This is a genomic window from Enterobacter sp. BNK-29 (assembly GCF_048684785.1).
In the GTDB taxonomy this organism is placed as follows: Bacteria; Pseudomonadota; Gammaproteobacteria; order Enterobacterales; family Enterobacteriaceae; genus Enterobacter; species Enterobacter cloacae_M.
Genome location: NZ_JBLQTU010000001.1, coordinates 181,932 through 206,167, shown reverse-complemented (window position 1 = coordinate 206,167; position 24,236 = coordinate 181,932). Strand labels below are relative to the sequence as shown.

General features: G+C 58.9%; 20 protein-coding genes. 19 read left to right on the top strand and 1 reads right to left on the bottom strand.

What is annotated here, in order from left to right; genetic code table 11:
* Positions 1-14: 14 nt before the first annotated feature.
* Positions 15-2,303: an FdhF/YdeP family oxidoreductase gene (locus tag ACMGGX_RS00945; protein ID WP_420297918.1), complete on the bottom strand. Its 2,289-nt coding sequence runs from the start codon at positions 2,301-2,303 to the stop codon at positions 15-17.
* Positions 2,304-3,304: 1,001 nt separating this feature from the next.
* Here ACMGGX_RS00945 and ACMGGX_RS00940 point away from each other — a divergent pair.
* The 19 genes from ACMGGX_RS00940 to tssG all read left to right on the top strand — a co-directional run bounded on the left by ACMGGX_RS00940 (position 3,305) and on the right by tssG (position 24,212).
* Positions 3,305-3,799 carry a hypothetical protein gene (locus tag ACMGGX_RS00940; RefSeq protein ID WP_033145802.1) on the top strand — a complete coding sequence of 165 codons (495 nt, stop codon included), beginning with the start codon at positions 3,305-3,307 and terminating at the stop codon, positions 3,797-3,799.
* Positions 3,800-3,822: 23 nt separating this feature from the next.
* The gene (gene tssJ / locus ACMGGX_RS00935; protein ID WP_023312162.1) at positions 3,823-4,326 is read left to right on the top strand and encodes a type VI secretion system lipoprotein TssJ; all 504 of its coding nucleotides are present in this window, start codon (positions 3,823-3,825) and stop codon (positions 4,324-4,326) included.
* Positions 4,327-4,354: 28 nt separating this feature from the next.
* Complete coding sequence (tssK, locus tag ACMGGX_RS00930) at positions 4,355-5,698, top strand: type VI secretion system baseplate subunit TssK (protein WP_024909829.1); 1,344 nt, start codon at positions 4,355-4,357, stop codon at positions 5,696-5,698.
* A 17-nt stretch (positions 5,699-5,715) separates the two neighbouring features.
* Positions 5,716-6,954, top strand: coding sequence for a DotU family type VI secretion system protein (locus ACMGGX_RS00925; RefSeq protein ID WP_033145801.1), 1,239 nt, complete (start codon positions 5,716-5,718; stop codon positions 6,952-6,954).
* Positions 6,955-6,956: 2 nt separating this feature from the next.
* Positions 6,957-10,577: a type VI secretion system membrane subunit TssM gene (tssM, locus tag ACMGGX_RS00920; RefSeq protein ID WP_420297917.1), complete on the top strand. Its 3,621-nt coding sequence runs from the start codon at positions 6,957-6,959 to the stop codon at positions 10,575-10,577.
* 16 nt (positions 10,578-10,593) lie between these two features.
* Positions 10,594-11,310, top strand: a complete 717-nt coding sequence (gene tagF, locus ACMGGX_RS00915) for a type VI secretion system-associated protein TagF (protein WP_023312158.1) — start codon at positions 10,594-10,596, stop codon at positions 11,308-11,310.
* An 11-nt stretch (positions 11,311-11,321) separates the two neighbouring features.
* The gene (tssA, locus tag ACMGGX_RS00910; RefSeq protein ID WP_126795749.1) at positions 11,322-12,338 is read left to right on the top strand and encodes a type VI secretion system protein TssA; all 1,017 of its coding nucleotides are present in this window, start codon (positions 11,322-11,324) and stop codon (positions 12,336-12,338) included.
* Positions 12,339-12,413: 75 nt separating this feature from the next.
* Positions 12,414-12,938, top strand: a complete 525-nt coding sequence (gene tssB, locus ACMGGX_RS00905; protein ID WP_008502644.1) for a type VI secretion system contractile sheath small subunit — start codon at positions 12,414-12,416, stop codon at positions 12,936-12,938.
* Between the two features lie 3 nt (positions 12,939-12,941).
* Entirely contained in the window at positions 12,942-14,441 is a 1,500-nt protein-coding gene (gene tssC, locus ACMGGX_RS00900) for a type VI secretion system contractile sheath large subunit (RefSeq protein WP_014884232.1), read from the top strand.
* A gap of 344 nt (positions 14,442-14,785) precedes the next feature.
* A complete protein-coding gene (locus ACMGGX_RS00895) occupies positions 14,786-15,268 on the top strand; it encodes an Hcp family type VI secretion system effector (RefSeq protein WP_008502640.1) in 483 nt (160 codons plus the stop codon).
* Between the two features lie 57 nt (positions 15,269-15,325).
* Positions 15,326-15,868, top strand: a complete 543-nt coding sequence (locus ACMGGX_RS00890; protein WP_021240381.1) for a hypothetical protein — start codon at positions 15,326-15,328, stop codon at positions 15,866-15,868.
* Positions 15,859-16,266, top strand: a complete 408-nt coding sequence (locus ACMGGX_RS00885) for a putative T6SS immunity periplasmic lipoprotein (protein ID WP_420297916.1) — start codon at positions 15,859-15,861, stop codon at positions 16,264-16,266. Before ACMGGX_RS00890 ends, ACMGGX_RS00885 begins: the two co-directional genes overlap by 10 nt.
* Positions 16,267-16,347: 81 nt before the next feature.
* A complete protein-coding gene (tagH, locus tag ACMGGX_RS00880) occupies positions 16,348-18,111 on the top strand; it encodes a type VI secretion system-associated FHA domain protein TagH (protein ID WP_420297915.1) in 1,764 nt (587 codons plus the stop codon).
* Positions 18,108-18,905: a PP2C family protein-serine/threonine phosphatase gene (locus tag ACMGGX_RS00875; protein WP_023336024.1), complete on the top strand. Its 798-nt coding sequence runs from the start codon at positions 18,108-18,110 to the stop codon at positions 18,903-18,905. Before tagH ends, ACMGGX_RS00875 begins: the two co-directional genes overlap by 4 nt.
* Before the next feature lie 16 nt (positions 18,906-18,921).
* Entirely contained in the window at positions 18,922-19,920 is a 999-nt protein-coding gene (locus ACMGGX_RS00870) for a hypothetical protein (RefSeq protein ID WP_038417450.1), read from the top strand.
* A 9-nt stretch (positions 19,921-19,929) separates the two neighbouring features.
* The gene (locus ACMGGX_RS00865) at positions 19,930-20,742 is read left to right on the top strand and encodes a type VI secretion system accessory protein TagJ (RefSeq protein WP_420297914.1); all 813 of its coding nucleotides are present in this window, start codon (positions 19,930-19,932) and stop codon (positions 20,740-20,742) included.
* On the top strand, positions 20,735-21,298 hold the full coding sequence (gene tssE / locus ACMGGX_RS00860; RefSeq protein WP_223537189.1) for a type VI secretion system baseplate subunit TssE: 564 nt from the start codon (positions 20,735-20,737) through the stop codon (positions 21,296-21,298). Before ACMGGX_RS00865 ends, tssE begins: the two co-directional genes overlap by 8 nt.
* 2 nt (positions 21,299-21,300) lie before the next feature.
* Entirely contained in the window at positions 21,301-23,172 is a 1,872-nt protein-coding gene (gene tssF / locus ACMGGX_RS00855; RefSeq protein WP_047061052.1) for a type VI secretion system baseplate subunit TssF, read from the top strand.
* Positions 23,169-24,212, top strand: a complete 1,044-nt coding sequence (tssG, locus tag ACMGGX_RS00850) for a type VI secretion system baseplate subunit TssG (protein ID WP_420297913.1) — start codon at positions 23,169-23,171, stop codon at positions 24,210-24,212. Before tssF ends, tssG begins: the two co-directional genes overlap by 4 nt.
* Positions 24,213-24,236: the final 24 nt, after the last annotated feature.

Below are 24,236 nucleotides of genomic sequence, written 5' to 3'. Positions count from 1 at the left end.
CTGCGCGAGCAGCCTTACAGCATGCGGATCTCTTTCGAGCGCAGGGTGATGCGAACCGGAACGGATTTATACGACGGCGTACCGCTGTCCTTATCCAGATAATCAAGCGGCACCAGCACGTTGGCCTCCGGGTAATAGGCGCCGACGGTGCCCGGCGCGATGCTGTACGCCACCACGGTAATGTCCTTCAGACGCTGGACGCTGCCGGGGAGGGCGGTTTCGATATCCACGCGGTCGCCGTGTTCCAGGCCTGACTGCGCCATATCGTCTTCGTTCATAAACAGCACGTCGCGGCGGCCAAACACGCCGCGGTAGCGGTCGTCCAGCGCGTAAATGGTGGTGTTGTACTGGTCGTGGCTGCGCAGCGTGATCAGGCGCAGAACGTGCTCACCTTCGCCGCTGGCGTTCTCGTGAACGCCGTCGAACACCGAGAACATCGCTTTCCCCGTCGCCGTTGGCCAGATACGCTGCGTTGGCGGCAGCGGCATGCGGAAGCCGCCGGGAACGCGGATCCGCGCGTGGTAGTTCTCAAAGCCCGGAATGGTCTGCTCGATCAGATCGCGGATGCGGTCGTAATCCTCAACCAGCGTCAGCCAGTCCACGCGGGTTTCCGGCAGCGTGGCTTTCGCCATGCCGGCGACGATAGCGGGTTCCGAACGGAGCAACGGCGAGGCGGGCTTCAGCTTGCCGGATGAGGCATGCACCATCGACATGGAATCTTCGACGGTAATGGACTGACGACCGGTGGCCTGGAGATCCAGCTCGGTGCGGCCGAGACACGGGAAAATAAAGGTCTCTTTGCCCACCAGAAGATGAGTGCGGTTGAGCTTGGTTCCGACGTGCACGCTCAAATCCAGGTTACCCATCGCCGGAAAACCCCGCTCGTGATCGGGCATCGCGACGGCAAAATTACCCCCGAGGCAGATGAGCGCCTTCGCGCGGCCGTCGATCATCGCCTGCGTGGCCTGCACCGCATCGTGTCCGTGGTGAGACGGCGGCTCAAAGCCAAAAACGTCCTTCAGACGGTTCAGGAAGGCCGGGGTAGGCTTCTCGCTGATCCCGACTGTCCGGTTTCCCTGAACGTTAGAGTGGCCGCGCAGGGGGCAGATTCCCGCGCCGGGCTTGCCGATATTCCCGCGCAGCAGAAGCAGGTCGGCGATCAGGCGGACGTTTGCCGTACCTTTATTGTGCTGGGTAATGCCCATTCCGTAGGTAATGATGGTGGCATTTGATTTCGCATAGGCGTCGGCCACCTTTTTGAGCGCCGCCTGGCTCAGCCCAGACTCGCGCTCGATCTCGTCCCAGCGGGTTTGCGCGATATCGGCGGTGAAGTCCTCAATGCCCTGGGTGTGTTCGGCAATAAACGCGTGGTCGAGCACGTCACCGCGTTCGGCCTCCATTTCCAGCAGATGTTTGGCAATGCCTTTCAGCGCGGCGGCATCGCCCCCGGCCTTCACCTGGAAATAGGTCGAGGCGATATCCGTTGAGCCGTAGGTCGCCATTTCAATCACGCTTTGCGGATCGGCGAAGCGTTCGAGGGCGCGTTCGCGCAGCGGGTTAAAGACGATAATCGGCACGTTGCGACGGGCCAGCTCATGGAGCGTCCCCATCATTCGCGGATGGTTGGTGCCGGGGTTGTGGCCGATGGAGATCACCAGCTCGGTCTTATCGAAGTCGTCCAGCGAGACTGTGCCTTTCCCGATGCCAATCGAACGCGGCAAACCGACGCTGGTGGCCTCGTGGCACATATTCGAGCAGTCGGGGAAGTTATTGGTGCCGTATTCGCGGGCGAACAGCTGGAACAGATACGCCGCTTCGTTAGAGGCGCGTCCGGAGGTATAGAACTCGACCTGGTCCGGTTCGAGCCCGCGCAATACTTCGCCGATGCGTTGAAACGCCTCTTCCCAGTCGACGGGCCGGAATGTATCGCTTGCCCGATCATAGCGCAGGGGATGCGTCAGTCGACCGTAGCCTTCCAGTTCAAAGTCCGATTTTGCCAGCAGCGAGGAGACGCTGTTTTCGGCCAAAAACGCGGGGGGAACGCGTTTGCTGGTGGCTTCCCAGGTCACGGCTTTGGCGCCGTTCTCGCAGAACTGGAACGTCGACTTGTGTTCTTTATCCGGCCACGCGCAGCCCGGGCAGTCAAAACCGTCAGGCTGGTTGGTGCGCAGCAGCGTGGCGGGAGCATCAAAGGTATCCATTTGGGTACGTACCGCGATGGCCGTCGCTTTTAACGCGCCCCAGCCTCCGGCCGGACCGTCATAGTGTCTGATACCCGGCACCGAGCGTCTTTTCTTATTCATACCCACTCCTGATTTCTTCGGTCACACAACGTCTGAACCCGTAAAAGCGCTGTACAAGACAATAAGCGAAAGCAATGACGACCGGATGGCTACGCGCATGCGGTGCGGAAAAATGCTTTATCTTAAATTCGTTTTATTACAGCGATTTATCGGATCTTATGCTTAAATATTTAAAGAAATTATAACGAAATTTTATCATTTTAATAATAAATCATATCTATCAAACGGTAGGCAAGATAGATGGGGCGAGCAGGAGAGGATGTAGCAGCAATAAAATTTCGAATGAAGCCTGTGAGCGGCAGCAATAAAGAATGTTCGCAGCTGGCGGGCTATTGCGAGCATTTTCGACTGCGATAATGTCAGGATGGTTAACTCAGGCTTAATGATTGACGATTAAAATTCAGGCCTGACCGGGTAATTGTCGCAACGCGAAATATAAAGTTATTTTGAGTCGTGAAATTAACGTCGTGCAACATAAGTGAAATAGTTACCTTCACGTTGTCGCGTGCATTCAATATTAAAGATACCCTTTTAGTGCAACAAATAATTCATGGTTCATATATTCTTCTGACCTCACCAATACGCGAATTCTACTAATTATGGTAGTGGCGATAATAGCCGTATTGCGTTAATGAAAGTGGTTCTCTTTTGTGTTTTTAGTATATAAAACATATACTTGTAATGTTGTATGGCTAAGAAATAAAAGGGTGTAGGTCGTATCGGGTTTTTTCATAGGATTAATCCTATAATTTTCCGACTGCTTCATTTACCAACAGTTACGTACGGGTAAATATTGAATTGAGACGAAGCTCATGTAAACTTGTTTACCGTTTGTCAAAATATGTCAGGAAGACACTGGGCCTTATTCTGAAGGGCTCGTGCGGTAGCTATGCCCTTAAAATAGTAACGCCCCGAAAATATCCTGGCTATTTTAACAATAGCACCTAAGTCAAACTTCACCCCCTTATCTTCATCATCGAAATATCGCTACGGAAAAGCATATGAAAATGCGCGTACTGTTTTCACTTCTGTTTGTAATGGCGGTGGCGGGCTGTAAAGCGCCGCAGAAACCTGTGATCAACGACGATACGATCGAGACCAGCCAGGTCAACGGCGTGACCTTAACCCACCGTCACGCTGTGACGCCACCGGCGGAGTTCAACCCGGTCAACGAACCGTATCGCGCCATGTATCCGGCCTCCCTGATGAGCCGTCCTGACTTCGGCGGCAAAGTTATCCGCACTCTCGACACCGGAAAAACGTACGTGGTGCTGGGGCAGGTTGAACACTACTGGATGGCGCTTGCCGATGAAGGTAACGATCAGCTGATTGGTTACGTCCCGATGCGTGCCGTGATCAAGGCCGACCTGTACGATGCGGCCGTGCGTAAACAGGCCATTCGTCCGAAGGCGCGTAAAAAAGCGACCTGTGTCGACGTCGACGGCAACAGCAAAGCCTGCAAAGACAGCGCTAACGGTACCTGGATCCTGAACTAAACGGCTTGCATGAGCGCATTTTTATGAATAATAAAAATTTTCATAAGCTGTGGTTATTCTTTTACGCGGTGATTTTCGCCCTGGTCAGTGGTTGTACGTCGTCTTCACACAGCGACCCCTCCCGCTACAATCTGCAGTTTCAGGCTCATCCACAAATCAATGAATCTGCGCCGCTTAAGGTCCGGGTGTTGTTGCTGAAATCCGATGCGGATTTCATGTCCAGCGACTTCTACTCCCTGCAGAACAACGCGTCAGCCACGCTTGGCGCGAATCTGCTGAACAGCGACGTGTTCTTTCTGATGCCGGGACAGCTGTCCAAAACCCTCAGCGGGCAAAGCTCTCCGGAGGCCCGCTACATCGGCGTGATGGCGGAGTATCAGATGCTGGATGGCAAAAAATGGCGCGTTTCACTCCCTCTGCCTGTGCCTGGCGAAAATCATATCTACCAGTTCTGGAAATGGTCCGCGGATGAACTTCAGGCCAACGTTTTTCTCGACGTGAACGGCATTCGGGTCATCAGCCAGTAACGCGCTTCAACACAGGAAACACATCATCATGACGAAAGCAGAAAAGGTCGTCTGGACCGAAGGCATGTTCCTGCGTCCACACCATTTTCAGCGGACTGAAAGCTATCTGCTCAACCATGTTCGTGAATGGGGTGCGCTACAGCGGTCATATCTCTGGGGCTTTCTTGACGTTGAACTGGATGAAGCGATGCTTCGTCAGGGATGCATTGCCCTGAGCTACTGCAGTGGCTTGCTGCCGGACGGCACCTTTTTCCAGGTGCGTAACGGGCGCAACGGTCCTGCACCGCTGAAAATTCCTGACAATCTCACCAACGAAAAGGTGGTGCTCGCGCTGCCGGTTCGTCGCGGCGAGAGAGAAGAGGTGATTTTTAGCGAAGAGCCGGCCTCGCTGGCGCGCTTCATCGCTTTCGAGCAAGAGGTGGAAGACGACAACGCCATGTCGGTGGGGGATGCCACCGTCCAGTTTGGCCGCCTGCGTCTGACCCTGATGCTGGAAAAAGACCTCACGGCGGAATGGACCGCCATCGGCGTGGCGTTTGTGACGGAGAAACGTAACGACAACCACGTGCGGCTCGATAACAGCTACATCCCGCCGATGCTCAACGCCAACAACAGCCCGCAGATCTACAGCATGATCAACGATCTGCACGGTCTGCTGGTCCAGCGCAGCCAGCAAATTGGCGGTCGTCTGCGCCAGCCAGGCCGCTTTAACACCTCCGAACTGATTGAGTTCACGCTGCTGTCGCTGGTTAACCGTCATCTGGGCGAGGTTTCTCATTTAAAAACCCTCCCGCTGCTGCATCCGGAAACGCTCTGGCGCAGCTGGCTGCCGTTTGCAACCGAGCTCGCCACCTGGACGTCGCAGCGTACCGCCGAAAGCGTGCTGCCGATTTACGATCATGACGATCTGGCTAACTGCTTCAGCAAACTGATGCTGATGCTGCGTCAGGGGCTGTCGCTGGTGATGGAAGACCACGCGATTCAGCTGCCGCTTAACGAACGCTCCCACGGCCTGAACATCGCCACGGTGCCTGAAACCAGCATGGTGCGCGAGTTCGGCTTCGTGCTGGCGGTAAAAGCTAATGTGCCAGGCGAACACCTGCAAACCCATTTCCCGGCGCAGATGAAGGTCGCGCCGGTCTCGAAAATCCGCGATCTGGTTCAGCTTCAGCTGCCGGGCATTATGCTGCGCGCCATGCCGGTCGCGCCGCCGCAGATCCCCTGGCATGCCGGCTACAGCTACTTTGAACTGGAGAAGGGCAGCGAGCTGTGGCACGAGATGGATAAGTCCGGCGCATTCGCCCTGCATCTTGCAGGGGAGTTCCCGGGGCTGGATATGGAGTTTTGGGCCATCCGTAGCCCGACAGAATAATAAAGCGAGCGCTTAATATGCAGGAACGACAGGACACCGGCAGTGATGCCGCGTTTACCGGGGCCAGTAGCAACAATCAGCTGGTGGCGGCCGCCAATCCGCTGCTCAACGCGATTCCGCAGATCCGTCATTCGGTCTCCCATGACGATCAGGTGGCGTTACGCCAGCGCCTGATCGATGAGATTCGCCGTTTCGAAGTCCGCTGCCAGCAGGCGGGGCTGCCCTACGAAGTGATCGTCGGGGCGCGTTACTGCCTGTGTACGGCGCTCGATGAGGCCGCCGCGCTCACCCCCTGGGGCAGCAGCGGCGTCTGGTCAAGCAACGGTCTGCTGGTGACCTTCCATAACGAAACCTGGGGCGGCGAGAAGTTCTTCCAGCTGCTGGCGCGCCTGTCGCAGAACCCGCGCGAGCATATTCTGCTGCTGGAGATGATCAACTACTGCCTGCTGCTGGGCTTCGAAGGACGCTATCGGGTGCTGGATAATGGCCGCACGCAGCTTGAAACCATCAAGCAGCGGCTGTGGCAGATGATCCGCGGCGTGCGCGGCAGCTATCCGCCGCCGCTTTCTCCCCATCCGGAAGATCGTCCGGTGCTGCGCAAGCTCTGGCGGCCGATGGTTCCCCTGTGGGCCTGCGTGGCGCTGGCCGGGTTTATCGCCTGCCTGTTTTATATCGTGCTTAACTGGCGCCTTGGCGATAACACCAACCCGGTGCTGGCGAAGATTTACCAGTCCCAGCTGCCGGAAACCACTATTCAGCAGCCGGCCCGTCAGCTTCCGGCGGTGCTGAACCTGCGCGGCTTCCTGAAGCCTGAAATCGAGGCTGGCCTGGTCGCGGTGAAAGACGAAGCGGATCGCAGCGTCGTGATCCTGAAGGGCGACGGGCTGTTTGCCTCCGCCTCTACCGTCGTGCGTGACCGCTATGAACCGGTCATCAACCGCATTGCGCAGGCGATGAATAACGTCAGCGGCAAAATTCTGGTGGTGGGCTACAGCGACAACGTGCCGATCCGCAGCGCGCGCTTTGCCTCGAACTATGAACTCTCTCTGGAACGCGCCCGCTCGGTACAGAAAATGCTGCAGGGAAGCCTCTCTCAGCCTGGCCGCGTGAAAGCGGAAGGGCGAGGCGAGATTAACCCGGTGGCGCCGAACACGACGCCTGAAAACCGCGCCCGTAACCGCCGTGTGGAAATTACTCTGCTGGTGTCGCCTGAAAACACTCAGGCCGAGCTGAACGGATTGCCGCAAGGAAACTAAGGATGCTGACTACACTTCTTTCCATCTTGACCAACCGCATTCTGTGGAGCTTCCTCGGCGTAACGGCGCTTGCGGCGGTGATCTGGATGATTGGTCCCCTGTTGTCCATCGTGGACACCCGACCGCTTGAGTCTGAACAGAACCGCATTATCAGCATTGCCGTGGTCTATCTGCTCTGGGCGCAGGGCCACATTCTGCCGCGCCTGTACAATGCCTGGCTGAACCGCAAGCTGATGGACAAGCTCAAAGAGAACACCGCCAGCCAGGAAGCGGCGGATCCGCAGAAGCGGCTGAACAGCGAGGAGCAGATCCTCGCCAGCCGCTTTGATGAAGCCGCGCAGATGCTGAAAAAAGCGCACTTCAGCAAAGCGGGCCAGGGCGCCCAGTGGACGCAGCGCTTCAGCACGCAATATCTCTATCAGCTGCCGTGGTACGTCATTATCGGCGCGCCGGGCTCCGGTAAAACCACGGCGCTGGTTAACTCCGGGCTGCAGTTCCCGCTGGCGGATCGCTTCGGTAAAACCGCGCTGCGGGGCATTGGCGGCACGCGTAACTGCGACTGGTGGTTTACCAATGAGGCGGTGCTGCTGGACACGGCGGGCCGCTATACCACCCAGGAGAGCGAGCAGGTACAGGACGCCGGCGAATGGCTGGAGTTTATGGGGTTACTGCGCAAGTATCGCCGCCGCCAGCCGATCAACGGCGTTATCATCACCATCAGCATTTCTGACCTGCTCACCCAGTCCGCCGAGGCGTCCCGCCAGCAGGCGGTAAACCTGCGCCAGCGTCTGTCCGAGCTGCATGAACAGCTGGGTATTCGCTTCCCTGTCTACGTGATGGTGACCAAGGCCGACCTGCTTAAAGGCTTCCGCGCCTGGTTTGCCGACTACGACAAAGCGCAGCGCGACCAGATCTGGGGCTTTACGCTGCCGTGGGAGCAAACCAAGCACGCCGATTACGACCTGATGGGCAACTTCCAGCAGGAGTTTTCCCTGCTGCAGCAGCGCCTCGATGCCGGGCTGCCGGAAACCATGCTGAAAGAGCATGATGCGAAAACCCGTGCTGAAGCGTATCTCTTCCCGCAGGAGTTCGCCGCGCTGCGTCCGCTGCTGGCGGACTACCTGAGCACGGTCTTCGCCCGCTCCAACTTCGAAACCGAGTTCTCTCCGCGCGGGATCTACTTCGCCAGCGGGACACAGGAAGGCATGCCGTTCGACCGCGTGATGGGCGAACTGAACCGCGCTCTGTCGCTGCCGGAAGGGGGAGAGGCGGATAACTGGGATTCGGTCAGCAAAGAAGCGCCGATCCCGGGGGCAAAAGGTCAGAGTTTCTTCATTAAGAACCTGCTGCAAAACGTCATCTTCCAGGAAGCCGGGATCGCGGGCGAAAACCGCTGGTGGGAGCTGCGCAACCGGGCGGTGATCTGGTCCGGCTACGCGGCGCTGCTGGCCCTGCTGGTGATCCTCGGCGGTCTGTGGCTGACCAGCTATGCCAAAAACAAGGCTTATCTGGAAGAGGTGGATGCGAAGGTGCCGCTGCTGGACCAGCAGAGCAAGGCGCTGCAGAACCAGACCCAGCGTGACCTGTTCGATCTGCTGCCGCTGCTGAACGGTCTGGTTGACCTGCCGAAAAGCGACGCGTTTGATGTGAACGATCCGCCCGTATCCCGCCGTATGGGTCTCTATCGCGGGGATGACGTCAGCGATGCCTCGCAGTCTCTGTACCAGAAAGCGCTGGATCAGATGCTGTTGCCTGCCGTTGCCATGCACATCACCACCTGGCTGCGCAACGACAACGGCAGCGACGTGGAATACAGCTATGAAGCGCTGAAAGCCTATCAGATGCTGTATCAGCCAAAGCACTACGACGGTAAATTCCTGCATTCGTGGGTGATGCTTAACCTGCAGCGAAATCTGCCGCAGAACGTCACGAAGGCGCAGCTGCAGCAGCTTGAATGGCACCTGACGCAGCTGCTGGAACCGAAAATTCAGGCCTCGCCGTACGCGCAGGATGAATCTCTGGTGGCCCGCGAAAGAGCGATGATCAATCAGCAGCCGCTCTCCACGCGCGTATACGGCCGCCTCAAACGCCTGCTGGAGCATGATGACAACCTCAAGCCGGTCTCCCTTTCCGACCTGGGCGGACCGCAGAGCGAGCTGGTGTTTTCACGCAAAAGCGGCAAGCCGGTGAGCGAAGGCGTGCCGGGTCTGTATACGCCGGACGGTTACTGGAAAAGCTTTAACGGCCAGATTGACAGCGTCACCACCGCCCTGCACGAGGACGACGCCTGGGTGCTGGGGGCCGCGACGGCGCAGGAGGATAAACAGCAGATCGATAACGCCGTGCGCCAGCTCTACATGCGCGACTTTATCGCGAACTGGGATCGCTTCCTCGCCGACATCCAGCTCAATAACAGCGCCGATCTTTCCCAGCGCATCAACACCGCGCGCCTGCTCTCCGGCGCAAACTCGCCGCTGCGCCGTCTGGTGCAGAACCTGAGCCAGGTCCTGACGCTGTCACGCAATGCGCCAGCGCCGGAAGATGCGGATAAAGCGCAGGCGCAGAGCAACCGCGCCACCCGCACGCTCGAAGCGCTGTTCAGCAACAATGACGCTGCGCCGACCCAGGCCGCCGTGGTCACTCAGGCGCCGGAACAGCTGGTCACCGACCACTACGCGCCGATGATTGAGCTGGCGCAGCCGCTGGAGAAGGGCGGGAAGACCATCGTGTTTGATGATTTTCTCAAGCAGGTGGATGAGCTCTACCGCTACCTGACCGCCGTCCAGGACGCGGCCAACAGCGGCATGCCGGCACCGGGCGGCGAGGCGATCAGCCGCCTGCAGGCCAGCGCCGGTCGCCTGCCGGGCGGGCTGCAAACTATGTTCAGCAATATGGCGGTGGGCGCCAGCAGCGATACCCAGCGCCGCGACCTCGAAAACGTGCGGAAGCGGATTAATGTTGAGGTGGGCGGTTTCTGCCGTCAGGCGATCGCCGGCCGTTACCCGCTGGTGCGCAGCGCCAGCACCGAGGTCACTCCTGACGATCTCGCGCGCATGTTTGCGCCGGGAACCGGGCTGATGGACGCTTTCTTCCGCGACAATCTGACCAATAAAGTGGATACCACGCAGGCAAACTGGCGCTTTATGCCGGGCATCGACGGTAAAACGCTGCCGGGAAGCGAAGGGCTGCTGAGACCGTTCCAGCAGGCCCAGTCGATTCGCGACGCTTTCTTTGCTAATGGCGCCACGACGCCGTCCTTCAAGGTGACGGTTCGCACCGTGCGAATGGATAACTCCATTCTGAACCTGACGCTGGACGTTGACGGCCAGCTGCTGCGCTACAGCCACGGTCCGCAGGCCGTGCAGATCATGAACTGGCCGGGGCCGGGTGGCACCAACCAGGTACGCATGCAGCTGGGGCTGGCTAACGGCAGCACGGCGACGCTGGTCACCAACGGCGCCTGGGCGCTGAACCGCTTCTTCGATAAAGCGAGCACCAGCCCGGGCGCGGGTAGCCTGAGCCGTCAGGCCACCTTCAACGTCGACGGACATCAGGTCACGCTGGAGTTTGCGCCAAACAGCATTCGTAACCCGTTCCAGCTTCCCCGTTTCTCATGCCCATAACCGCAAGGACAGCCGTATGACGAATACCCCTGCGATGAACCGCTACAGCTGGTATGGCAAATTACCCAGCGCCGGAGATTTTTTGCAGCGTCGCTTTCCTGACACTTTACAGCGCCAGTGGTCACACTGGTTCCAGGTCGGTCTGCTGGCCTGGCAGCAGGAAGAGCAGCGCAGCGGCGAGCGCCAGTTTCACAAAGCGCCAGTCTGGAATTTTGTGGTACCGCCGATGCTGGGCAGCCAGATGATCCAGATGGGCTGTCTGCTGCCCGGCCGCGACAGCGTTGGCCGCCAGTACCCGGTTTGCCTTCAGCTGAGCTTCGCCCCGTCAGAGTGGTCGACCAGCCTGCTCAGCCAGGCCGAAAGCTGGTACCAGCAGATTGGGCGCCTGGGGCTGCATGCGGTGCGCAACAGTTTTTCCGCCTCGCAGCTGGATGAGATGCTGATGACCATCCCGGCGCCGCAGCCCGTCGAGCCGCAAAAGCGTTCCGACATCCTTGATGTGATTGGCTATGACGAGGATGGCCAGAGCACGCTGGGCTGGCCTCAGGCGGCCGAGTGTTTTGATCCGCTGCGCCAGACCAGCTACTGGTGGACCAACCGCTGCGACGGCTACCCGCTGTACACCCACGTGCACAGCGGTAACTTTACCGGGCAGCTTTTCACCCTGCTGTTCGACCCGGCAGGGGGCGCCCGTCCGGGGCGTCACGGTCTTTATCCGCCCATGTTTGAATAAGCAGGGATCTCATGAATATCGAAGAATTTCTCGCGCCAATAAGCCCCGAAAAACCCTGCGGCGAAAACCTGGAGTACGACGCCGACTTCCAGATCATGAATCAGGCCAGTCAGGGCAAAGCGGAACAGCAGTTTGGCGACACCATTATCCCGGCAGAGCCCGCTGACTGGAACACGGTGGAAAAATACGCCACCAGCCTGCTGACCCGCACCAAAGATCTTCGCGTACTGCTGGCGTTAACCCATGCCTGGACGCGCCGCCGCGGGCTTGCGGGCTACGCGGACGGATTATTGCTGGTGCAGGAGGCGATCGCCCGTTACTGGGAGACGCTCTATCCGCTGCTGGAAGAGTATGGCGAAACCGATCCGTTCTATCGCATTAACGCCCTGGCAGGGCTGAGCGATAAATCCGACCTCACCGTCGCCGTGCGAAACGCCTCGCTTCTGCGTTCAAACGGCGATGAAATTTCGCTCCGGGATGCCCAGGCCCTGCTGGACGGCAGCAAGACGGAATGTCCGGACTATCCCGGCGGCCGTCCACGGCTGATTGACGAGCTGGCCCGCGGCGACCAGCCGGGAACCGCCGCGGTTATCGTCATTAACGAACGTCTGCTGGCGATTCGCGAGCTGCTCACCGGGCATCTCGGTGAAAGCGGCGTGCCCGAGATGGAGCAGCTGCTGAAAACCGTCGGACTGGTGGCCAGCGCGTGTCAGGTAACCGACATCAGCAAGCTGCTGCCGAGCCGTGAGGCGCAGGCAGAACCCCAGGCCGAGCAGCAGTCGACGGCAGCGCAGCCCGTTCAGCCGGTGACCGACTGGCGCAGCGTGCAGGTCACCAGCCGCGCCGACGCGCAGCTGATGCTGGAAAAAGCGAAGCAGTATTTTGCGCAGTACGAACCGAGCCACCCCGCACCGCTGATGATTGAACGGGTGCAGCGGCTGTCAGAACTTAACTTTATGGACATTATTCGCGACCTGGCGCCAGACGGCGTTAACCAACTTGAAAACATCTTTGGGCGCCGCGAATAACGCGTCCAGGCATTATGACGACAGGCATGGAGCCTGCCGTTTCACCTTCACCGCGCATCTTTGATGGAGAACATCATGGCAATGAGTAACAGTGGGCAGAAATTCATCGCACGTAACCGTGCCCCCCGCGTGCAGATCGAGTACGACGTAGAGATCTACGGTGCAGAACGTAAGATTCAGCTGCCGTTTGTGATGGGCGTCATGGCCGATCTGGTCGGCAAACCGGTTGAAAATCTGCCGGCCGTCGACGAGCGTAAATTCCTCGAAATCGACATCGACAACTTTGACGAACGCATGAAGGCGCTTAAGCCGCGCGTGGCGTTCCAGGTGGATAACACCCTGACCGGCGAAGGCAAGCTCAACGTGGATCTGACCTTTGACAGCATGGACGACTTCCTGCCGGATGCGGTGGCCCGCAAGGTCGAGCCGCTGAACAAGCTGCTGGAAGCGCGTACCCAGCTCTCCAACCTGCTGACCTATATGGACGGCAAAAACGGTGCGGAAGAGCTGATCGCTAAAATTCTGCAGGATCCGACGCTGCTCAAATCCCTGAGCCAGTTGCCGAAAAATGACGAAAGCGCGAAAGGTAGCGAGGAATAATCGATGAGTAACCAGACTCAACAACACGAGCAGCAGGCGGGTCAGGCGTTCAGCCAGGATGAGTTCAGCGCGCTGCTGAACAAAGAGTTCCGCCCAAAAACCGATCAGGCCCGTTCAGCCGTCGAAAGCGCGGTTAAAACGCTGGCGCAGCAGGCGCTGGAAAACACCGTCACTTTCTCCAACGACACCTACCGCACCATTCAGAACCTGATCGCCGGTATCGACGAGCAGCTGTCGCAGCAGGTAAACCAGATCATTCACCACGAAGAGTTTCAGAAGCTGGAGAGCGCCTGGCGCGGTCTGAGCTATCTGGTGAACAACACCGAAACTGACGAGATGCTGAAGATCCGCTTTATGAGCATCTCCAAGCAGGAGCTGGGCCGCACCCTGAAGCGCTTCAAGGGCGTGGGCTGGGACCAGAGCCCGATCTTCAAGAAAATCTACGAGCAGGAGTACGGTCAGTTCGGCGGCGAGCCGTTTGGCTGCATCGTGGGGGACTACTACTTCGACCACAGCCCGCAGGACGTTGAGCTGCTGGGCGAAATGGCGCGCATCGGCTCTGCGGCGCACTGTCCGTTTATCACCGGTACCGCACCGGGCGTGATGCAGATGGAGTCCTGGCAGGAGCTGGCTAACCCGCGCGACCTGACCAAGATCTTCCAGAACACCGAATACGCCGCCTGGCGTTCACTGCGTGAATCCGAAGATGCCCGCTATCTGGGCCTGGTGATGCCGCGCTTCCTGTCGCGCCTGCCGTACGGCATTCGCACCAACCCGGTCGACAGCTTTGATTTCGAAGAGCAGACCGACGGCGCGAACCACAACAGCTACTCCTGGGCGAACGCCGCGTATGCGATGGCCGCCAACATCAACCGCTCCTTCAAAGAGTACGGCTGGTGCACCTCGATTCGCGGCGTGGAGTCCGGCGGGGCGGTGGAAAACCTGCCGTGTCACACCTTCCCGAGCGATGACGGCGGCGTGGACATGAAATGCCCGACCGAAATCGCCATCAGCGATCGTCGTGAAGCCGAGCTGGCGAAAAACGGCTTTATGCCGCTGGTTCACCGCAAAAACTCCGACTTTGCCGCCTTCATCGGCGCGCAGTCGCTGCAGAAGCCGGCCGAATACCACGACCCGGATGCCACCGCCAACGCGCGTCTGGCCTCTCGTCTGCCGTACCTGTTCGCCTGCTGCCGCTTTGCCCACTACCTGAAGTGCATCGTGCGCGACAAAATCGGCTCCTTCCGCGAGCGCGAAGAGATGGAGCGCTGGCTGAACGACTGGGTCATGAACTACGTCGACGGTGACCCGGCGAACTCCTCTCAGGAGACCAAGTCCCGCAAACCGCTCGCGGCTGCGGAAGTGCAGGTGCAGGAGATTGAAGATAACCCGGGCTACTACGCCGCGAAGTTCTTCCTGCGTCCTCACTACCAGCTGGAAGGTCTGACCGTTTCCCTGCGTCTGGTTTCTAAACTGCCGTCGCTGAAGACGAAAGACGCGTGATGAAGACACGGACGCCCCCTCTCCCTTGAGGGAGAGGGCGGGGGTGAGGGGGAAAATACCGCTGCGGTGGTTATTCAATTTTCCTCAAACATCACTGTCCGTAAGAATTCAAAAATTAATCCCCGGTAATGCCGGGCTTATTCGGTTCCAGAATAACGCACGGTAATAATGACTTCACATTCCTTCCGTTATTTCGAAGGAATGTAAGACTGTCAAATGACACGGGTCATTTGATATGAGGCAGAGGTAAAATATGGACGGTTTTATTCAGCCCCATGCTTTCCTGTTTGCCATATAAGTGCTTTTTCGAAAGCAATATTGTTCATCCACGAAGAGTAGATATTATGGCTATTGATATGTTTCTGAAGGTCGAGGGTGTTACGGGCGAATCTAAAGATTCTAACCACACCGGCTGGACTGATATTACCTCCTTCTCCTGGGGCGCTTCCCAGCCAGGTAATATGAGCGTTGGCGGTGGCGGCGGTGCCGGTAAAGTTAACTTCAACGACCTGCACGTTAACGCGCTTATCGACAAATCCACCACAGCTATCCTGAAACACTGCGCCAGCGGTAAACACCTGACCAAAGTTGAGCTGTCCGTCTGTAAAGCCGGCGGCCAGCAGGTGGAATACTCCCGCATCACGCTGGAAGATGTGCTGGTCACCTCTGTTCAGTACACCGGTGCTGACAACGGCGATACCGTTGGTGTGACCTATGCATTCCAGGCTGCGAAAGTGAAACAGCAGTACTGGGAGCAGACCACGTCTGGTGGTAAAGGCGCTGAAAGCAGCGCTGGCTGGAACATCAAAGAAAACAAAGAAGCGTAATTGCGTATGTGGCCGGGGAGTTTTCCCCGGTCATTATCAACCGGGAAGGAAGATAGCATGGCAAGTTTGCAGGAAGGAGGCGCCCGTCCTCTCACCATTGGCGAAATAGCACTGGCGCGCTCGGTTTTTGGTGACGCAATAAAGTACTCAGAAGTTAAAGTCCATAATAAAAGCTATTTGCCGTTTAATATGCAGTCGACAGATGTCGCGATGACTCCCAACGGTGAGCTCTATTTTCGCGAGCCGCATTATCGGGATGACTTCTCAATAGAGGTTCCGCGATATAAACACTGGTTTATTCACGAAATGGTGCATGTATTGCAGCATCAGATTGGAATGAATGTTCGAACCCGAGGCGCATTCAGTTGGGCAGCAAGTTATAATTATTCTCTGCCCCCCGATAAAAAACTATCGGACTTTGGTATGGAGCAGCAGGCTTCTATCATTTCAGATTTTTATTATCTGATAAATTACGGTCTGGGTGATTTCCGAAACATCGCAGGTTTTGAGGGAATTATCGGACCCGACCTGAAGGATAAATATCTGCAGGTATTATCGTTGTTTATTCAAAATCCTAAAGACCGGCGGGTATGGTTATGAAACAGTTATTCAGTGTTGTAGCAATCGCATTAACGGTGAGTGCCTGTGTTTCTCATCCTGCACAATATCAGTCGCTTTCGGTTACGCTAAAGAACAACGAACCCTGCTTTGCTATTCCCGCTAACTCCGGGTTAGACGCGCCTGTCACCAGCCATTCGCCCACCATAATGAAACGCGCGGGAAATGAATGGAAAGCGGTATCGCCGCCGTCAACGTTTAGCCCTGAGGTGACGTTAACGACCCAACAGTGTCACCAGTGGAAGGGGATTGCGTGGCAAGCCGGAGAATATGATGTTGCCCTGAAGGTGTCAGGGAAAAACGATTCTATTCGCTATGCTGCCCGTTTCACCTTACAAGAAGGTCCTTCAGGCCAGTTTAAGCTTACGCAGACTGAATAGAATGTGTTAACCCCAAACGCCGCCGTTCTCGCTCCGAGAGCGGCAGCGTTTGAGCGCTAATCATACCAGCAGGAATACGCCATGCGATTCACGATTATTTCTACGAAACCCGGTCATCAGCCGCCGCAAAGCAGCTGTGATTTTTACGCCCCGGGCGGCACCATTGGGCGCGGTACGGATAACAATCTGGTGTTGCCGGATAATGACCGCACCATCTCTCGTCTGCAGGCGATTGTTCACGTTGACGCCCAGGGCGAATGCCGCGTGACCAACCGTGGCAGCGTCACCCGCGTGGTATTAAATGACATTCCGCTGGAGCGAGGGCGTCAGGTTGAGCTGCAGGATGGCGACATTCTCGGTATTGATGACTATCGTATCGAAGTGTCCGAACTGATCCACGATACGCAGCCCGTGAGCCGTATGGCGGCCAGCATGCATCAGCAGGCGCGTCCGGCAGCCGCGTCCGCGCCCGCTGCGCAACCGAAGCCGGCGAGCGCCGCACCGCGCGGGAAGGCCGAACCGACCGCCGTGCCAACGGAAATCTGGGATAGCCTGATGCAGGAGTTCTCCATCTCCGATAGCATCTCCAGCAACCGTTCAAAACCGCAGCCTGCTGCAGCGCACGATCCGTTCTCCCAGCCTGCGGCCCCGGAGCGTAACGCTGAAGATCCGCTGGCGATGTTCAACGACAGCGATCCAACGCTTGAGCGTAAGAACGTTGACCCGGACACGCTGTTCAGCGACGAAGCGTTGTTCAAAAAAGAGAGTATTTTTGACGACGTTACCCCGTCAACGCTGGTGCCGCCGGGCGAGACGACCCCCGTCAAGCCAGAAGACGAGGCGACGGACGAGCTCGATCCGCTGGCCCTGTTTGGCGGTAAGGCCAGCGCGCCAGCCGCGCGTAATGACGACCCGCTCGGGCTGATGAGCGGCGCCCCATTAACCCATCCGGATGACATTCTTGCCGAAAAGCCTGCGCCAGTGCCGGAACCTGAGCAGGAAGAGGACGTGCTGGCCGATTCTCCGCTGTTCGCCCCTGAGCCGCAGGAAGAACCGCGTGCTGAAGAAGAGCCCGCGCGACAGGATTACGCAGGCTTCACCATGCCTACGCCACAGGCAGTTGCGCGCAGCAGCGCTCAGGCCCCGAAGGGCCGTCTGCGCATTGACCCGGTCAATAACGCCGCCGCCCCAACCGCTACGGCGAACAGCGGTGAGAAGGGCGAAGTGCTGCAGGGCGAGCTGCTGGAGGCGCTGCTGGAAGGCATGGGTCTGAGCGAAATGCAGCCCGTCCCGCAGTTTGACCGGGAAAATATGCGTCAGCTCGGGCAAATCCTCGGTATGTTCTCTCAGGGGACCGTGGCGCTGCTCTCCTCGCGCTCCATTCTCAAGCGTGGCGTGAAGGCCGATATGACCATGGTGCTGGACGATGCCAATAACCCGTTCAAGCTGTTGCCGACCGGCAAAACCGTGCTGATCCAGATGTTCGGCACCCCGATGCCGGGCTTTATGCCGCCGACCAAATCCGTGCGCGACGCGCTGATCGATCTGCAGGCGCACCAGCTGGGCATGATCTCCGGTATCCGCGCCATCATTGCCGCGATGCTGCAGTCCTTTAACCCGGAACAGCTGGAAGAGCAGGCGAAGCAGAACGGGATGACCTCTCGTCTGGCGCTGCCGGGCAGCCGCAAAGCCGCCCTGTGGGACTATTTTGTTCGCAGCTATGGCGAGACGGCTGGCGAGATTGAGGATGACTTCCACACCCTGTTCGGCGAAGCCTTCCTTCATGCGTACGACATGGAGGTGAATCAGTACAAAGACTCACAGAGCGGATCGGAAGACAAATGAATATCGCAACGGCTTCTCTCTCCCGCCAGGGGACGCGCGCCAGCAACCAGGATCAGACGGGAGAAACCATAGGGGAACGTTCGGCCTGCTTTGTCGTCTGCGACGGCATCGCGGGCCTGCCGGGCGGTGAGGTGGCTGCAGAGCTGGCCCGCAACAGCATCATCTCCCGCTTCGATGGCGACAAACATCTCAATGCGCAGCATATCCGCGACTACGTGCAGACGGCGAACCGCACCATCCTCAGCGAACAGCAGGCCGTTCAGGACTATCGCCGGATGGGCACGACGCTGGTCAGCCTGTTCATTGACCGTGATTACGGCCTGGCCTACTGGGCGCACGCCGGAGACAGCCGCCTGTACCTGTTTCGCCGGGGATGGCTGTGGCATGTGACCACCGACCACAGCCTGGTGCAGCAGATGAAAGACGCCGGGCACCAGACCGACGATCTCAACAGCAACCTGCTGTACCTCGCGCTGGGGATTGAAAACGGCGGGCCGGAAGCGAGCTACAGCGACGTGGTGCAGGTTGAAGACGGCGATGCATTCTTACTCTGCACCGACGGGTTCTGGCACGGCGTTAGCGAAGAGCAAATGAAGCAGTCGCTGCATATGGTCAATACGCCTCAGGAGTGGCTGACCTTAATGAACCAAATCATTCAAAAGAATGGCGAACAGGAGGGGAATGCTCAGGATAACTATACTGCCCTGGCGGTATGGATGGGCAACCCTCAGGACACCACTTTGCTGCACACCCTCTCTGACGCAGCACAATTTCTTCCCTGCGGAACTGATTAGACACACAAGGAACGATATGAAACTTTGGCTATCGGGTTTAGCACTTCTGGCGGTCACCTCCACCGCGCAGGCTGAAAATTTCCGCATCGTGCAGTCTCCTGCGCAGAAGCTGGATATCTGGATCGACAACATCAAAGACAACACGCCGCAGAGCTGGTGTAAACCTGAGGTGGCGCTGCGCATTGTGGCGAACGGCAAGAAAGACGTCTCCGTGCTGGAGAACTTTGTGCCGCGTCTTGGCTCCCTGCTGGAACACCAGTGCAGCAAAGTGAATAAGCTTAGCTGGACGCTCAACGATCCGGCGGGTACCACGCTGGCGCAGGGTACGGCAGGCAAAGCGCAGGACTGGGCGCTGGTGGTGAAACAGGAGCAGGCCGCGCCTGCTGCGACCGTCACCGCAACCCCAGCCAGCGGCGCGCTGCTGCCGCCGGACCAGAACGTGGCTTCCCGCACGGTTGCCGCTGACCGCACGCCGTGGCAGGAATTTACCCTGCAGGACGGCTGCCACCTGCGTACCTTCTGGGAAGGGGGCGCTTCCGCTCCGGCGCTCTTTATTCCGGATTCTGACACCACCCGCTGCGGTAACGGCAGCTGGCTGAGCGGACACACCGTGGTTTCGCAGTCCCGCAACGGCGGACAGAAAGAGATGGCGGTGACCTACATCCACGGCTTCCCGGTGACGGGTCTGAATCAAAGCGCCGATCCTGAAAACGCGCTGATCACCTCCGTCAACAAAGAGCGCATGGTATTCAGCACGCCAGACAGCGACCAGAGCTGGATGATCCTGCCTTACGATAACGCCCTGAACAGCTGGAAAAGCAACGGCACCGTAGCGGTGGAGATCTCCCGTGAAATTGCCAGCGATGATGCAAAACTGCAGGCGCGTATTGCGGCGGTGAAAAAAACCTGGAGCGCCTGGGTCGCACCCGGCACGCCGCTGAATATCGTGCTGATTGACACCCTGCGTCCTCAGCTGCGCGATCCGGCCGTTGGCGCATGGCGTGCGGCGAATTAAGGAGTGGCTATGAATACGCTCTATCAACACCTGGCGGGCGAGTCGCTCAGCGATGCGCTGGCGCGCCTTGAGGCTGAAATCAAAGCCCGTCCGGCAGATGCCGACCTCCGCGCCGCGTTCGTGCAGTTTTTAACCCTCAGCGGCAACTGGACGCGCGCGCTGACCCAGCTGAAAAGCTGGCTGGCGCTGAAGCCTCAGGCGAAGCCCACCGTCACGCTGCTGGAGCAATCCATTCAGGGCGAGCTGCAGCGCGCGCAGGTGATGGCGGGACAGGCGCGTCCGGCTATGCCTGAAACCCAGTGGCCGTGGCTGACGACCCTGGCCGCGGCGCTAAGCGAGGAGGGCGAGCGCGCCCGGGCGCTGCGTCTGGACGCCCTCGATCGGGCTGAGGCCACTGCCGGCCAGATTATCCTCGAAAACGAAGAGACGCAGGCGTTTGACTGGCTGATGGATGGCGATGCCCGTCTCGGCCCGGTCTGCGAAACCATCGTGAACGGCCGTTATTTCTGGCTGCCGTTCAGCGCCATCGCGGAGATCCGTTTCCAGGCACCCGCCAGCGTGACCGATCTGATCTGGCGTCACGCGCTGGTGCGCCTGACCGACGGTACGGAGCAGGTGTGTCAGATCCCGGCGCGTTACCCGTTTGCTGCCGATGCCACCGATGCGGTCAGGCTGGGCCGCACCACCGAATGGCAGCCGCTCGACGAAGACGGCACTCTTTACGAAGGCAGGGGCCAGAAGGCCTGGCTGAGCGAGCAAAGCGAATACCCGCTGCTGTCATTAAGCCTCGTGACGTTTGCGACGGATGGAGCCGATGAGTAATCCCGCTGGCGAAGGCGATCTGCTGCGCAGCGGCTGGCAAGCCCGCAGCAGGCAGGAGAAGGTGGGGGCGCGCGACAAAATGCAGCCCTCTCTGCTGGATCGTCTCACCGATAACGACCCGGAAAAAAAACGCGAGTCGGCCAACAGCAATCTGATCACCCACGCCGCCCTGCGCCGCAACGTCCTGCGCGATCTACAGTGGCTGTTTAACACCATCAACCACGATGCCTCCGGCGATTTGAGCGTCTTGCCGCACGTGAAACGCTCGGTGGTCAACTTCGGCGTCGCGCCGCTGGCCGGGAAAAGGATGTCGGATATCGAATGGCACGACATTCAGCGCAAGCTCACCGAGGCCATCATCAATTTTGAGCCGCGCATTTTGCCGCAGGGGCTGCAGGTCCGCTGCGTGTCGGATACCTCCTCGCTGGATCTGCACAACGTGCTCTCCATCGAGATCAAAGGGCGTCTGTGGTGTGTGCCGTACCCGCTGGAGTTTCTGTTTCGTACCGATGTCGATCTGGAAAACGGCCATTTTGAACTGAAAGATGCGGGGTAATCATGGAAAGTAAACTGCTCGAATATTACAACCGCGAGCTGGCCTACCTGCGCGAAATGGGGGCCGAGTTTGCCGAACGCTACCCAAAAGTCGCCGGACGGCTGGGCATGCGCGGCATCGAAGTGGCGGACCCGTATACCGAACGTCTGATGGAGGGCTTCGCCTTCCTGACCTCCCGCGTGCAGATGAAAATGGATGCGGAGTTTCCGCGCTTCTCCCAGCGACTGCTGGAGATGATTGCCCCTAACTATCTCGCGCCCACGCCGTCGATGGCGATCGCTGAGATTGAGCCCGACAGCAGCCGGGGCGACCTGAGCAAGGGCTTCATTGTGCCGCGCGGCACCATGATGGACAGCCTGGCGCTGAAAAAAACCGGCGTGACCTGCAGCTATACCACGGCGCACGAGGTCAACCTGCTGCCGCTGAAAATCGATAAGGTCGAGCTGGGCGGCGTGCCCGCCGATCTGCCGCTGGCGCAGCTGGGGCTGAGCCAGCGTGGGATCGGCAGCGCCTTGCGGATCCGCATCGCCTGCGATGGCCCGCAAAACCTCGGGCACCTGGATTTCGACCGTCTGGAATTTTTCCTCGGCGGTCCGGACATTGAAGCGCTGAAGCTGCTGGAGCTGGTGATGGAGCATCACGCCGGGATCGTCTGCCAGACGGTCAGCCCGCAGCCGCAGCGACAGCTGCTGGCGTCGGACGCGCTGCGCCAGGAGGGCTTTGAGCCTGACCAGGCCCTGCTTCCGGACGATCTGCGCAACTTTGACGGCTACCGTCTGCTGCAGGAGTATTTCGCCTTTCCGGCCCGCTTCCGCTTCATCAGCCTGAGCGGTCTGGGCACGCTTATCGAGCGCTGTGAAGGCGAAAAAGCCTTCGACATCTTCATTCTGCTGGATAAGTCGGATGAACAGCTGGAGCGCGTGGTCGATGCCAGCCATCTGGCGCTGCACTGTACCCCGGTCATCAACCTGTTTCCCAAGGTCGCGGCGCGTCAGAAGCTGAATGAAGGCCAGCATGAATACCATCTGGTGGTCGATAACATTCGTCCGCTGGATTATGAAATTTACGCGGTTAAAAAAATATATGGCAGCGCGGACGGCCAGCGCGATGACCAGACGTTTCGTCCATTCTGGAGCACCTGGAGCGGCGATGCGGGCAACTACGGGGCCTATTTTTCCCTGCGCCGCGAACAGCGCGTGCTGTCCGAGCACGCCCTGCGCTACGGCACCCGTACCGGATATATCGGTTCAGAGGTGTTTGTTTCGCTGGTGGATGAACAGCACGCCCCGTGGCAGGAAAACCTGCGCTATATCTCTGCCGAGGTGCTCTGCACCAGCCGCGACCTGCCGCTGATGCTGCAGCAGGAGCTCGGGCAGTTCATTATGGCCGACTCCATGCCGGTGAAATCCCTCACCCTGCGCAAAGGCCCAACGCCGCCGCGCCCGGCGCTGGCGGAAGGGTTTAGCACCTGGCGGCTCATCAGCCAGCTGCAGATGAACTACCTCAGCCTGATGGACAGCGAAAACGAAGACGGCGCGGCCGCGCTGCGCCAGCTGTTAGGGCTGTACGCCAACCTGGCAGAAACGCCCGTTGCGCGTCAGGTGGAGGGGGTACGCCACTGCGTGCTGGAGCCGGTTCACCGCCGCGTGCCTGAACCCGGCCCGGTCGTTTTCGCCCGCGGGATCGGAATCACCCTGACGGTGGATGAGCGTGCCTTTTCCGGCGCCAGTCCGTGGCTTTTTGGCAGCGTGATGGAGCGTCTCTTTGCCCGCCTGGTGTCCATCAACAGCTTTACGGAGTTCACCCTGAAAAGTCAGCAGCGCGGCGAGATTGGCTACTGGGCGCCGCGCATGGGTAAAAGGGCGCTGATATGAATGACGCTGCCACTGCACCGCTGCGCGTGCATCGCCTGACCCGGCTGCCGGACGCGTTCTGGCAAGGGATTCGCGAGACGCCCTGGCGCTACGATCTGTTTCAGCTGTTAAGGCGCATTGATGCCCAGGGCGGCGAGCGCTACCCGCTGGGACGCGCGCCGCTGCCGAAATTTGAGCCGCTGCGCATCGGCCAGCAGCCGTCGATGAGTTTTGCGCCGTCGACGCTGGCTCAGGTACGCCAGCGCGAAGAAAGCGGGCTGCATGAGGTGTCTATCCTCAGCTTCGGCCTGTTTGGCCCGAACGGACCGCTGCCGGTCCACATGACCGAATACGCCCGCGAGCGGATTTATCATCATCAGGACACCAGCCTCAGCGCGTTTGCCGACCTGTTCCATCACCGCCTTGCGCTGCTGTTTTACCGCGCCTGGGCGGATGCGCAGCCGGCCGTCTCTCTGGACCGCGCCGACAACAGGCGCTTTGAAGGGTATCTGGCATCGCTGATTGGCATGGGTCAGCCGGGGCAGATGAACAAAGGCAGCCTGAGCTCGCATGCTCGCTTTACCCACGCCGGACACCTGACCCGTCACGGGCGGGATCCGGAGGGGCTGGAGAAGATCCTGCGCAACTATTTTAAGGCGCCGGTTAAGCTGGTGAGCAACGTGCCGCAGTGGATGCCGCTTTCCACGCGCGAGCAGGCGCAGCTTGGCGCAGGACGCCGCATGCCGCGCATGGGTGAATCCGCCTTTCTCGGCGTCGCCGTCCGCGACGTGCAGCACAAGTTTCGCATCGAAATTGGCCCGCTGAGCGCGGAGGAGTACAACCGTTTTCTGCCGGGTGAAGCCTGGGTCACCGAGCTGCGCGACTGGGTGCGTCAGTACGCCGGGGTGGAGTTTGAATGGGAAACGCGGGTGATCCTGCGTGAAGACGCGGTGCAGGGCACCACGCTCGGCAGCAATGGGCGATTAGGCTATAACACCTGGCTGGGCCTTCAGCCGCAGCCTGTCCCGCGTGGCGATCTGGTGTATCGCGCAGAGCGGTAATCCTTCCGTATACCGAATCATTGT

Coding starts and splice junctions, on each gene's coding strand:
- ACMGGX_RS00945 (WP_420297918.1), bottom strand. CDS start 2,303: ATGAATAAGAAAAGACGCTCGGTGCCGGGTATCAGACACTATGACGGT.
- ACMGGX_RS00940 (WP_033145802.1), top strand. CDS start 3,305: ATGAAAATGCGCGTACTGTTTTCACTTCTGTTTGTAATGGCGGTGGCG.
- tssJ (WP_023312162.1), top strand. CDS start 3,823: ATGAATAATAAAAATTTTCATAAGCTGTGGTTATTCTTTTACGCGGTG.
- tssK (WP_024909829.1), top strand. CDS start 4,355: ATGACGAAAGCAGAAAAGGTCGTCTGGACCGAAGGCATGTTCCTGCGT.
- ACMGGX_RS00925 (WP_033145801.1), top strand. CDS start 5,716: ATGCAGGAACGACAGGACACCGGCAGTGATGCCGCGTTTACCGGGGCC.
- tssM (WP_420297917.1), top strand. CDS start 6,957: ATGCTGACTACACTTCTTTCCATCTTGACCAACCGCATTCTGTGGAGC.
- tagF (WP_023312158.1), top strand. CDS start 10,594: ATGACGAATACCCCTGCGATGAACCGCTACAGCTGGTATGGCAAATTA.
- tssA (WP_126795749.1), top strand. CDS start 11,322: ATGAATATCGAAGAATTTCTCGCGCCAATAAGCCCCGAAAAACCCTGC.
- tssB (WP_008502644.1), top strand. CDS start 12,414: ATGGCAATGAGTAACAGTGGGCAGAAATTCATCGCACGTAACCGTGCC.
- tssC (WP_014884232.1), top strand. CDS start 12,942: ATGAGTAACCAGACTCAACAACACGAGCAGCAGGCGGGTCAGGCGTTC.
- ACMGGX_RS00895 (WP_008502640.1), top strand. CDS start 14,786: ATGGCTATTGATATGTTTCTGAAGGTCGAGGGTGTTACGGGCGAATCT.
- ACMGGX_RS00890 (WP_021240381.1), top strand. CDS start 15,326: ATGGCAAGTTTGCAGGAAGGAGGCGCCCGTCCTCTCACCATTGGCGAA.
- ACMGGX_RS00885 (WP_420297916.1), top strand. CDS start 15,859: ATGGTTATGAAACAGTTATTCAGTGTTGTAGCAATCGCATTAACGGTG.
- tagH (WP_420297915.1), top strand. CDS start 16,348: ATGCGATTCACGATTATTTCTACGAAACCCGGTCATCAGCCGCCGCAA.
- ACMGGX_RS00875 (WP_023336024.1), top strand. CDS start 18,108: ATGAATATCGCAACGGCTTCTCTCTCCCGCCAGGGGACGCGCGCCAGC.
- ACMGGX_RS00870 (WP_038417450.1), top strand. CDS start 18,922: ATGAAACTTTGGCTATCGGGTTTAGCACTTCTGGCGGTCACCTCCACC.
- ACMGGX_RS00865 (WP_420297914.1), top strand. CDS start 19,930: ATGAATACGCTCTATCAACACCTGGCGGGCGAGTCGCTCAGCGATGCG.
- tssE (WP_223537189.1), top strand. CDS start 20,735: ATGAGTAATCCCGCTGGCGAAGGCGATCTGCTGCGCAGCGGCTGGCAA.
- tssF (WP_047061052.1), top strand. CDS start 21,301: ATGGAAAGTAAACTGCTCGAATATTACAACCGCGAGCTGGCCTACCTG.
- tssG (WP_420297913.1), top strand. CDS start 23,169: ATGAATGACGCTGCCACTGCACCGCTGCGCGTGCATCGCCTGACCCGG.